We start from the raw sequence: 13,546 nt of genomic DNA on the forward strand, positions 1-13,546 counted from the left end.
ATCAGGTTTTAATGAGAGTGAGCAGAATAGAGTTATTCAAGATGTTGCTGGTGAAATACAGGCTAGTTTAAATATTGGTAATGCTCCTTTATTGAGGGTAGTTCATTTTGATTTGGGTGAGGTTTCTCAGTTATTAATTGTTGCTCATCATTTGGTTATTGATGGGGTTTCTTGGCGGATTTTGTTGGCGGATTTTCAAACTGTATATCAACAGATTTTAGCCGGAAAGAGGATTGTTTTACCTGCTAAAACGATTTCTTTTTTAACTTGGTCTGAAAAATTACATGATTATGCTCAGACGGAATATTTCAAGGAGGAATTAACATATTGGTTATCAAGGAATTATACAGAAATTAAACTATTACCCATAGATTATTCTGATGGTAGTAATCAGGTGGCTGATGTTGAGACTGTGACTATAAAACTTTCTGTGGAAGATACACAAGGGTTACTGACAGAAGTTCCTCCGGTCTACAATACGCAAGTTAATGATGTTTTATTAACGGCTGTAACGGCTACTATCTCAGACTGGATAGATAATCCTTTGGTGTTGGTTGATTTAGAAGGTTATGGACGTAATTTTCCGGGTGAAGATATAGATATTTCTCGAACTGTGGGATGGTTTACGGCAATTTATCCTTGTTTATTACAAAAGTCTAGTGATGACTGGGGTGAAATGCTTAAGGGTATTAAAGAACAATTACGCACAGTCCCAAACCAAGGATTTAATTATGGAATCTTGCGCTATATTCACAACGGGGAAATTTCAGAGAAGTTGCAGAATTTACCCCAAGCTGAGATTAGTTTTAACTATTTAGGACAATTAGATTTAGGTTTAGATAATGGAAAATTTCAATGGCTACCCTTACCAGAAATTACAACCCAAGATAAACAACAAACTCGACGCTATGCTATAGAAATTATTGGGTTTATCCGCGAGGGTAAATTACAGTTTGATTGGGTATATAGTCGGCAACAGTATCAACAAGAAACTATTGCACAATTAGCAAACAATTTTCAGCAAGGATTAAAAGAAATTATTAATCACTGTCGTTTACCTAATATGGGAGGTTACACACCTTCTGATTTTGAGTTAGCTAATTTAAATCAGGATACTTTAGATTTGGTGATGGGGATGATTAGTTTTCAAGGGGAGGGTAGGTCATGAATACTAACTTAAATCGTCAAAATATAGAAGATATTTATCCCCTCTCACCTTTGCAACAGGGTATGTTATTTCATAGTCTGTATGCGCCTGATTCTGGTGCTTATGTGGTACAGGTAAGTTATGAGTTACATGGAAGTTTAAATATTTCTGCTGTTGATGCTACTTGGCAATATTTAATTAATCGTCATTCTGTTTTACGGACAGCTTATGTTTGGGACAAGTTAGACAAGCCGTTACAAGTAGTTGGTAAGCAGGTAGAATTTTCTGTTTCTCATCTTGACTGGTGTAATTTTACTGCTGATGAACAACAGGAATCTTTAAAATTATTACTGCAAAAACAGCGAGAACAGGGCTTTAATTTGTCTCAAGCACCATTGATGCAAATAACGCTGATCAAGTTAACAAATACAGTTTATCAATTTCTCTGGAGTTATCACCATTTACTTTTAGATGGTTGGTCTGTGCAGATTCTTTTAAAAGAATTTATTGTTATTTATCAAGCATATAACCAACAACAAACACCCATTTTAGCAAACCCACGTCGTTATAGAGATTATATCGCCTGGTTACAGCAACAAGAATTTACTGAATCTGAGATATTTTGGAAACATCAGTTACAAGGTTTTCTGTCTCCAACCAGATTAAATATTGAGCAAAATAGGGATGTTCGTCCAGATAATTTACATAGCCATTATAGTGAGCAAAATATTCAGCTTTCAGTCGAATTAACTAGCAAACTAGACACTTTAGCGAAACAACTACAATTAACCATTAATACCTTTGTCCAAGGTGCTTGGGCTTTATTATTAAGTCGCTATAGTGGGGAAAAAGATGTTTTATTTGCGACTGTGTGCGCTGGTCGTCCGGGGTCACTGATGAATGCTGATTCGATGGTGGGGTTATTTATTAATACTTTGCCATTCCGGGTATTAGTATCTCCTGAAGAGTCGTTATATAAATGGCTGCAAAAGCTACAACAGCAGCAAGTAGAAATCCGAGAATATGAATGTTGTTCTTTAGTGGATATTCATCGCTGGAGTGAAGTTTCACGTTCTTTACCACTGTTTGAAACTTTGGTGGTGTTTGAAAATTATCCTATTGAACCCACCTTGAAACAATCTTTGGATTCTCTGGAGATTCGCAATATTCAAGCTATAGAACAGACTAATTATCCTCTGACGCTGTATGCAGCAGTAGATTCTCAGCTTTCTTTAAGACTTTTATATGATCGCGATCGCTATCACCATACCACTATCACCCAAATTTTAGAACAATTAGAAACACTGCTGTTAGCAATGATACAGGGAGATGTTACTTTAGCCGCAATACCATTTCTCAGTCCCACCCAACAACAGCAAATACTCATTGATTGGAACGCCACAAACCAGGAAATTCCCCAAATGTGCGTTCATGAAATCATTAGTCAGCAAGCAGCACAAACACCAGATGCGACAGCAGTTGTATTTGGAGATGAACAACTAACTTACGCCGAATTAAACGCTAAATCCAACCAAATCGCCCATTTTTTATTACAACTGGGAGTCAAACCAGAAGCCAGAATTGGAGTTTATTTAGAGCGTTCATCGCCATTATTGATTATAGCCTTACTCGGTATCCTCAAAGCCGGTGCAGCCTACATCCCGCTAGACCCCAACTTCCCCCCAGAACGTCTGCGTTTCATGATGGCAGATGCAGAGTTAATATTATTACTTACACAAACATTTTTAAATAGTATTATTACTGATAAATTAACAACAATTAACCTCGATCAAGTAGAGGAAAATATTAATCAACAGCCAATCTTTGACCCACAAGTTAAAGTAACACCAGAACAACTAACTTATTTAATTTATACATCAGGTTCAACAGGGAAACCAAAAGGGGTGATGATTGAAGGGCGATCGCTCGTCAACATTTTAACAGACCTGAAACAACGATTATCAATTACCCCCATAGATAAACTATTAGCAATAACCACCATCGCCTTTGACATCGCCGCCTTAGAATTATTTCTCCCCTTAATTGCCGGCGCACAAATCGTATTAGCGCCCCAAACCCTTGACCCCACTCAACTTGCAACCTGCATAGAACAAAATCAAATTACCGTCATGCAAGCCACACCCGCCACCTGGAGATTACTAATAACCAGTGGTTGGCGTGGAAAAGCAGACTTAAAAGTTCTCTGTGGTGGAGAAGCATTAGATAACACCCTATCGCAACAACTATTATCCTGCACCCAAGAAGTCTGGAATCTTTATGGACCGACAGAAGCAACCATTTGGTCAGCCGCCCAAAAACTAAGTATAGATCAACCAGTCACCATCGGTCATCCCATCGCCAACACCCAATTTTACGTCCTCGACGAGCATTTACAACCCCTCCCCATAGGAGTACCAGGAGAATTATATATTGGTGGATACGGTGTAGCCAGAGGATATTGGAAACGCCCAGAATTGACAGCAGAAAGATTTATCAATCAACAGTCAACACTTCGACAAGCTCAGTGCATCGCAGTCAGCACTCTATATAAAACAGGCGATCGCGTCCGATATCTCCCAGATGGTAAACTAGAATACTTAGATAGACTAGATCATCAAATCAAAATTAGAGGATTTCGCATTGAACTAGGAGAAATAGAAGCAGTATTAACAGAACATCCCGCAGTAACCCAAGCAGTAGTCACAGTCAGAGAAAAAGAACCTCACTTAGTAGCCTACATAGTCCCCAAAACCGAGATCATCCTCACAGAAATACGCTCCTACTTAGGAGAAAAACTACCCACATATATGATCCCGTCCGCATTTATAGAATTAGAAAAATTACCTTTAACACCCAACGGAAAAATTAACCGCAAAGCATTACCAACAGCAAATAACCTGCGTTTAGCCGTGAGTAACACCTTAGTGCTACCGCAGACCGAAATTGAGCAAACAATCGCCAATATTTGGAAAGAATTACTAACCATAGAAAATCTCAGTATTCATGATAACTTCTTCGACTTAGGAGGACACTCCTTACTAATAGTGAGAATGCAAGGACAACTACACCTCCAACTCAATCAAAACATTCCCCTAGTAGACCTATTCCGCCACCCCACAATTAACGCCCTAGCAAAATATTTAACTCAAAAAACCCCCTCACCCAACCCAGAAACAACATCAAGAATCACTCAATTACAAAACGGTAAACAAAGACTCCTTCAACAAAGACAAACCAGATTAAAAACCTAAACCTCCGCGTACCTTTGCGTTTAAAAAAAATATATGAAAAACCCCACAGGATTAGAAATAGCAATAATCGGCATGAACGGGAAATTCCCCGGTGCTAACAACCTAGAAAAATATTGGCAAAACCTCTGCAACGGAGTAGAATCAATCAGCGACTTAACCGACGAACACATCCTCAAAAACGGCGTAGATCCTGAACTATTAAAACATCCCAATTATGTAAAAAAACAAGGCATAATAGATAATATCGAATATTTTGATGCAGACTTCTTTGGATTCAACCCCAGAGAAGCCGAAATAATCGACCCACAGCAGCGATTATTTTTAGAATGTGCTTGGTCAGCCCTAGAAGACGCTGGATACAATTCTGAAACCTACCCTGGAGCCATCGGAATCTATGCCGGTGCAGGAATGAATAGCTATTTATTCAACTTAGTATCAAACCCAGAAATTCAAAATCAAGTTAGTCGTTATCAGCTATTTCTCGGCAACGATAAAGATTTTCTCACCACCAGAGTATCTTATAAATTAAATTTACGCGGGCCAAGTTTAGATATTCAAACAGCTTGTTCCACATCCTTAGTAGCAGTTCATGTAGCCTGTCAAAACTTATTAAGTGGTGAATGCGATATAGCATTGGCCGGGGGTGTATCCTTAGCAAAAACCACAGGTTACTTATACCAAGAAGGAGGAATTTATTCACCCGATGGCCATTGTCGAGCCTTTGATACTGATGCTCAAGGAACAATTGCTGGTAGTGGTTTGGGTATCGTTGTTTTGAAACGGTTACAAGAAGCTATTGACGATGGCGACTATATTCATGCTGTAATTAAAGGTTCAGCAATTAATAATGATGGTGGTTTTAAAGTTAGCTACACAGCACCGAGAATTGATACCCAAGCAGCAGTCATTCGTACCGCCCAAGCAGTAGCTGAAGTTGAACCAACAGATATTAGTTATATTGAAACCCACGGAACAGGAACAGCATTAGGTGATCCCATTGAAATTGCAGCTTTAACTCAAGCCTTTCGTGAAGGAACAAAGACAACCGACTTTTGTGCCATATCCTCAGTAAAAACCAATATTGGACATTTAGATGCAGCTGCGGGAATTGCTAGTTTAATTAAAACTGTATTAGCACTTAAACACAAACAAATTCCCCCAAGTTTACATTTTAAACAACCAAATTCCCAAATAGATTTTTCTCAAACCCCCTTTTATGTCAACACCAATTTAGTTGATTGGGAAACCGACAAAACCCCCCGGTGCGCTGGTGTAAGTTCCTTTGGTATTGGTGGTACAAACGCCCATGTAATTCTAGAAGAAGCACCTGTTTTTGAGCAGGGGAGCAGGGGAGCAGGGGAGCAGGGGAGAGATTATCAACTGTTGGTACTTTCAGCTAAAAGTGAAAAAGCACTTGAGCAAGCAAAAATTAATCTGGCTACACATTTACAAAAGCATCCAGAATTAAACTTGGCAGATATTGCTTATACCCTCCACATAGGACGACAACATTTTGCATATCGCCGGATGGTATTGTGTCAAACCACAGAAGCAGCAGCGCAAGTTTTAGTCAGAGAGACAAAAGATATTCGTGCTACCTCAGAACAACCGCCAAGTATTGCTTTCATGTTTCCCGGTCAAGGTAGTCAATACATTAATATGGCTAGGGAACTATATGATACAGAAACTGTATTTCGAGAACAAATAGATCATTGCTCTGAATTATTAAAGCATGATTTGTATTCGCAAATTTATTCACAAGACTCTGAACAACTCAAGCAGACATCAATAGCACAACCAGCATTGTTTGTCATTGAATACGCTTTAGCTCAACTGTGGATATCTTGGGGTATTCAACCACAAGCGATGATTGGTCATAGTATTGGCGAATATGTAGCCGCAACCTTAGCAGGTGTCTTTTCTCTCTCCGATGCCTTAGAATTAGTAACATTGCGTGGTCGTTTAATGCAGCAATGTCCTACTGGGGGAATGCTTTCAGTAGGAATGTCAGCAGATCAATTACAACCTCTATTAACCGATAATTTAGTTATAGCAGCATACAACGCACCAGATTTATATGTAGTATCTGGTACTGAAGCGGAAATTATTCAGTTAGAACACAATTTAAATCAACAGGAAATATCCTGTCGCAAATTGCAGACATCTCACGCTTTCCATTCACCCTTAATGGCAGAAATTATTCATCCATTTATTGCAGCTTTCCAGAGAATTACACTGCAAAGCCCACAAATTCCCTTTATTTCTAATGTTACTGGTACTTGGATTACACCAGAGCAAGCAACTAATCCTCACTACTGGGGAAATCAATTACGTCAACCTGTTCAGTTTGCAACAGGAATCAAAGAACTATTAACAGAACCTGATCTGATTTTACTGGAAGTAGGAGCAGGAAGGACACTTTCTACCTTAGCCAAACAACAAACTAACACCCACAAAATTTTATCTTCCCTGCCCCATCCTCAAGATACGCAATCGGATGTAGAATTTTTATTGCAAACCTTGGGTGAACTCTGGTTAGCAGGTATATCAATTAATTGGGCAAAGTTTTATACTCACGAACAGCGTCAACGTTTACCACTACCTACCTATCCTTTTCAACGTCAGCGTTACTGGATTGATCTGAAAGCAGATGAGCAAAAATTCATCCAGTCTCCACTCCCCACTCCCCAGTTTTATATGCCTTCTTGGGAGCGTAGTTTACCCCAGACTCAGGTAGATATAGCTGAAAAACGACTATCTTGGCTGGTGTTGGCGGATAATCACAGTATCAGCACAGAAATAATTAATACTCTGCAAGCTGCTGGACAAGATGTAATTATTGTGAATCGGGGTGAAGAATACGACCAACCCGCATATCGTACTTTTACAATTAATCCCCAACGCCCAGAGGATTTTTCCGAGTTATGGTTAGATTTAGAATTGCGAGAATTAATTCCTCACCAGATTCTATATTTATGGGATTTAACTAATTCACAACAGCAACCCATCAGTTTATTATATCTAGCACAAGCAATTCACTCGCAATCAATTGAGCAAGCAATAACATTAATGCTAGTCACAAATGATGGGCAATTGGTGTTAGGAAATGAAAATATCCACCCTATGAAAGCAACATTTTGGGGTATGGGTAAGGTTATTTCTCAAGAAATACCACAATTAACTTGTCGCTGTGTTGATATTTCATTACCAAGCACAGTTAAGACAAATAAAAAACAAGTCGCCCAACAATTAATTACAGATTGTTTAAATATTAGTCATCAGAATCAGATCCCCGACTTCTTAAAGAAGTCGGGGATCTTGACACAGCAAGTTGCTTATCGGGGTAATTATCGCTGGAATCATATTTTTAAACCCTTGTTAATAGATAATTCAACATCAAAAATATCTTTACGGGAAGGAGGAACTTATGTAATCTTAGGAGATTTGACAACAGGTTTAGGAAAAATTTTTGCTGAGTTCTTAATAAAAATGTCAGCCCGGTTAGTTGTACTAAGTGATGTTATTCCTGAAACTTTGATACAAACTTTAGATCATGCTGGGATTGATTACTTTAATCTTAATGTAGATATTACCAAACAGCCAGAATTAGAAAATGCCATTACTCTAGCTGAGGAAAAATTTGGACAACTAAATGGTGTATTCTACTCCACACCCATGAGTAATGAACATTCAATGGCATTTTTACCCCAATTAACTGCAAAACATTGGGAATATAACTATCATACCAAAGTGCAGGGATTATCGGTTTTAGCTGAAGTTTTGCGCGATAAACCGCTAGATTTTTGTGTATTGCAATCTTCCCTTTCCAGCGTGTTAGGTGGTTTAGGTTTAGCCGCTTACGCTGGGGCGAATGCTGTAATTGATATGTTTGCTGTACAACAAAATCAAACCAGTAATTACCCCTGGATTAGTATTAATTGGGATGCTTGTCGGAGTGACTTAGAAACAGAAATTAATCATGGTTTTGCCGCCAATTTAGCAACATTAGCACTCACACCGGCAGAAGTATGGAAAGCTACCCAACATATTATCAAATTGGGTTTACCGGAATCAGTTGTAGTGACTAAAGCCGACTTACACAAACGTTTAGAACAGTGGGTAACAAAAACCCCAAGCAAAACAAAAACCGATAACAGCCACACTCGTCCCCAACTCACAAACGAATATATTGCACCCCGTAACGAAATAGAAACAGCGATCGCGCAAATTTGGCAAGAATTATTAGGAATTTCCCCCATTGGAATTAACGATAACTTCTTCGACTTAGGCGGACATTCCTTACTAGCCATTCAAGCCATTTCCAGATTGCGCGATCGCTTCAACATCGAACTATCAATGAGAAACCTATTATACGAAACACCCACCATCGCCGGAATAGCAGCATTTATCGCCACCCAAAACCAAAACCTAGAACAAATGACAGCCCTACTCACAGAAATCCAAACCCTCACCCCAGAACAAGTCCTTCAACAACTCAACACCCCCTCTTAAAAACTCCGCGAACCTCTGCGTTAAAAAAAATGTCTAACTACTCACAAATCCTCTCAAACCTCACCCCAGAACAAAAAGCCTTATTTGAACGCCGCCTTAAACAAAAAGGATTAACCCTCCCTCAATCCTCCACAATTCCCCCACGAAACCAAACAGAAAACATTCCCCTCTCCTTCGCCCAACAACGCCTCTGGTTCATCCAACAACTAGACAAAAATAGCTACGTCTATAACGTTCCTTGCATCTTAAAAATGCGGGGAAAATTACAAACATTAGCCTTAGAAACAGCCATCAACGAACTCCGAAAAAGACACGAAACTTTAAGAACATATTTCACCACCAATTACGAAAACCAACCAATTCAAATTATCGAACCTTGGCAACCCATCTCATTACAAATTATAGATACAACCGAAAACATCGAAAAAATAGCATTAACAGCCGCACAAACACCTTTTGATTTAACCCAGCCCTTATTTAAAACTAGTCTTTTCCGTTTAGCTGAAAACGAACATATTTTATTAATCACAACCCATCATATTATTTCTGATCGTTGGTCTGTCGGTATTTTTATTAAAGAACTTTCCCTATTATATTCAGCTTACGTGCAGGGAGAAGCTTCACCCTTGTCAGATTTACCAATTCAATATGCTGATTGGACATTATGGCAAAGACAACAATTACAAGGAGAATTTCTAGAAGAACAAATTAATTATTGGTTAAAGCAGTTAGATGGTGAATTACCTATTTTACAATTACCAACTATTGCTAAAGATATATCTACATATTCAGGTTCACAATATAGAGTTTCTCTCTCTCAGTCTCTTTCCAAAGCACTAAAAACCTTAGCAGCCAAAGAAAATATCACCCTATTCATGCTGCTATTAGCGAGTTTTCAAGCATTGCTATATCGCTACACTGGAGAGGAAGATTTATTAATTGGTACAGATATTGTTAACCGCGATCGCCAGGAAACAGAAAATCTCATTGGTTTATTAGTCAACACTGTAGTATTGCGTACAAATTTAGGCAAAAATCCCACAATAGCGGAATTAATCAAGCGAGTGCGTGAAGTAACGCTGTCTGCTTTTACTCATCAACATTTACCTTTTGAAAAGTTAGTAGAAATCCTCAACCCTGAACGCCATCTCAATCAAATGATGCCTTTATTTCAGGTGAAATTTGATTTACAACTAGCAACAGTACAACCACCTCAACTAGCAGGATTAACTTTAGAAAGGTTACAGCTTCAGGAAGATACAGCAAAATATGAATTACGTCTGAATTTACAAGACACTCCCCAGGGAATTAAAGGACAATTTGAATATAGTACAGATTTATTTGATGCTGCTACTATTGCTCAAATGACGGAGCATTGGCAGATTATTTTAGAAAGTATAGTTAAAAATATTGATGCAAAAATCTCTGATTTATCTTTATTGACGGCTCAAGATGAAGAATTATTAATTAATTGGAATGCGACATCACGGGAATATCCAACCCATGAATGTATTCATGAATTATTTGCAGCGCAGGTTAAAAGAACACCTGATGAAATTGCTTTGATTTTTGGTGAGGAATCTTTTACTTATCGAGAAATTAATATTAAGGCTAATCAACTGGCTCATTATTTACAAACTTTGGGAGTTAAGCCAGAAATTCCTGTGGGAATTTGTCTGGAACGTTCCCCGGAAATGGTGATTGGGATGTTAGCTATTCTCAAAGCTGGGGGTTTTTATGTACCTTTAGATCCGGCTTATCCTGATGAGAGATTACAGTATATTTTGGATGATGCAGAAGTTGAGATTTTGTTAGAAAAGCTCACGCAAAGGCGCAAAGGCGCAAAGGAAGAAGGGAGGGTTGTTTGTTTGGATGCTGATTGGGAGAGTTTTGGGGAATATCCTATTACTAATCCTGTGACGGATGTTAGTCCGGGTAATTTGGCTTATTTGATTTATACTTCGGGTTCTACGGGTAAGCCTAAAGGGGTGATGATTGAGCATCGCAGTCCAGTTTGTTTATTGTACTGGGCGCGTGAGGTTTTTAGTGATGATGCGATTTCTGGGGTACTAGCTGCTACTTCTATCTGTTTCGATTTATCAGTATTTGAAATTTTTGTCCCTCTGTGTTGGGGGGGTAAGGTAATTTTGGCGGAAAATGCTCTGGAATTACCGAATTTAGCGGCTAAAAATCAGGTGACGTTAATTAATACTGTACCCAGTGCAGTAACTCAACTTCTCAACTTTAATGCTATTCCTAATTCTGTGAACACAGTTAATTTAGCGGGTGAACCTCTGACATGGAAATTGGTACAGCAACTTCAACAACTCCCGCACGTTGAGCAAATCTTTAACCTTTATGGACCTTCGGAAGATACTACTTATTCTACTTACATAGAACTTAAAAATATTACCCCAAATAGTTCTACTCCTCCTATTGGTCGTGCGATCGCCAATACTCAAGTTTATATTTTAGACAAACATTTACAACCATTACCCATTGGTGTCCCTGGAGAATTATACATTGCAGGTGCAGGAGTCGCACGGGGATATTGGCAACGTCCAGAATTGACGGACGAGAGGTTTATTAATTGGGGAATGGGGAATAATCAACTTTATAAAACAGGCGATCGCGTTCGTTATCTTCCTGATGGCAATATTGAATACTTGGGTAGATTGGATAATCAAGTAAAAATCCGGGGTTATCGCATTGAATTAGGCGAGATTGACGCTTTACTCAGTCAGTATCCAGAAATTCAAGAATCTGTAGTTATTGCTAGTGAAAAAGCATCAGGTGATAAAAATTTAGTTGCTTATATTGCCCCTAAAAGTATCAATATTCTAGATTTACGGGAATATTTAGCAGATAAATTGCCAAATTACATGATTCCTGCCCATTTCATGACTTTGGATGCCCTGCCACGTAATCCCAATGGTAAGATTGACCGCAAGGCGTTACCCACAGTTGATCAAGTATCTTTAGAATTAGGGATTGTTTATGTAGCACCTCGCACTCCTACAGAGCAAAAATTAGCAGCAATTTGGCAAGAAATACTTCAAGTTGAGCAAGTCGGTGTTAATGATAACTTTTTTACCTTGGGTGGACATTCCCTACTGGGGATGCAGTTAGTAGCGAGAATTAACGAATCCTTACAGGTAGAATTACCCCTCAAGTATTTATTTCAGTTTCCCACCATTGCCAGTTTAGCTGCACAGATTGACCAGTTACAGCGCCATGAAATTCAGTTGGGATTACCCAAAATTCAACCCCAACCCCAAGAACGCTATCAACCTTTTCCCCTGACAGATATTCAGCAAGCCTACCTCATCGGACGTAACGCCGCTTTTGAGTTGGGTAACATTGCTACACACGGTTATCAAGAAATTGAAACAGTGGGGTTAAGGGTTGCACAGGTAGAAATGGCAATGCAGCGATTAATTAAGCGTCATGATATGCTGCGGGTGATTGTTCAAGCTGATGGACAGCAACAGATTTTATCACAAGTCCCGGATTTCAAAATTGCGGTGACAGATTTGCGGGGGGTAGATTCTGCACTTAAGGATATCCGCCAAAACCTTTCCCATCAAATTCGCCCCACAGACAGTTACCCCTTATTTGAAATTCAAGCAATTTTATTAGATGAAAACAAAATCCGTTTCTGCATCAGTTTTGATGTTTTAATTGGTGACGCTTGGAGTTTCCGCTTATTAGGTAGAGAATTAGTCCAAATTCTAGAAAATCCAGATATCGAGTTACCACCCATCAGTTTAACTTTCCGAGATTACGTCCTCACAGAAAAGACATTACGAGAATCAGCAATTTATCAGCGTTCTCAAGCATACTGGCAAAATCGCCTCGCCACCTTAGCACCTGCACCGGAATTACCTTTAACTAAACCACTCAGTAAAATTACAGAACCACATTTCACGCGTCGCAGTGGGACTTTATCCCCAAGCCAATGGCAAAAACTTAAACAGCAAGCCAGCGAAGCGGGAATTACACCATCAAGCATACTTTTAGCTGCTTTTGCTAAAATTCTTTCACGCTGGAGCAAACAACCCAATTTCACCCTAAATCTGACCTTATTTAACCGCCTTCCCCTACATCCCGAAGTTAATCAAATTGTCGGAGACTTCACAGCTTCTCTGCTGCTAGAAATTGTCAGCGCTGGGTGTCACAATTTCCTCGAACTAGCTCACCGCATCCAAACCCAACTGTGGGATGATTTAGACCATCGCTATTTTAGTGGTGTAGAGGTACTCAGACAACTGGCGCGTCAGCAACAACGAGTGACAGAGGCACTGATGCCTGTTGTGTTTACTAGTACCCTGACTCAAGAACATCCACAACCTGAAAATCAAGGCAATTGGCATGGTGACTTAGTATACAGCCTCAGCCAAACCTCTCAAGTGTATTTTGACCATCAAGTAGGAGAAGTAGCCGGCGCATTAGTATTTAATTGGGACACCATCGATGAACTTTTCCCCCCAGGAATGTTAGATGAAATGTTCCACACCTACTGTAATTTCCTAACACAGTTAGTAGAACCCGACACCAATCACATCCCCCTGCCCCCTGCCCCCTGCCTCCTTCCCCCTGCCCCCTGCCCCCTGCCTCCTTCCCTTTGCCCCCTGCC

Annotated in this window: 4 protein-coding genes; all 4 read left to right on the plus strand. The window is 39.4% G+C overall.

Going from position 1 to position 13,546, the window contains the following annotated elements:
- On the plus strand, positions 1-1,168 hold a 1,168-nt coding region (locus VB654_RS07940), incomplete at its 5' end, for a condensation domain-containing protein (RefSeq protein WP_323213143.1).
- Positions 1,165-4,398, plus strand: a complete 3,234-nt coding sequence (locus VB654_RS07945; protein ID WP_323213144.1) for an amino acid adenylation domain-containing protein — start codon at positions 1,165-1,167, stop codon at positions 4,396-4,398. The genes VB654_RS07940 and VB654_RS07945, both read left to right, overlap by 4 nt.
- Positions 4,399-4,431: 33 nt before the next feature.
- Positions 4,432-8,910 carry a type I polyketide synthase gene (locus tag VB654_RS07950; protein ID WP_323213145.1) on the plus strand — a complete coding sequence of 1,493 codons (4,479 nt, stop codon included), beginning with the start codon at positions 4,432-4,434 and terminating at the stop codon, positions 8,908-8,910.
- Positions 8,911-8,939: 29 nt separating this feature from the next.
- Positions 8,940-13,546: non-ribosomal peptide synthetase (locus VB654_RS07955; protein WP_323213147.1), on the plus strand; the 4,607-nt coding region annotated here is incomplete at its 3' end.

Source organism: Nodularia sp. UHCC 0506, from assembly GCF_034931045.1.
GTDB lineage: Bacteria > Cyanobacteriota > Cyanobacteriia > Cyanobacteriales > Nostocaceae > Nodularia.

What these genes read in the sequence shown, in the direction of transcription:
- VB654_RS07950 (WP_323213145.1), top strand. Translation starts at nt 4,432, where the DNA reads ATGAAAAACCCCACAGGATTAGAAATAGCAATAATCGGCATGAACGGG.
- VB654_RS07945 (WP_323213144.1), top strand. Translation starts at nt 1,165, where the DNA reads ATGAATACTAACTTAAATCGTCAAAATATAGAAGATATTTATCCCCTC.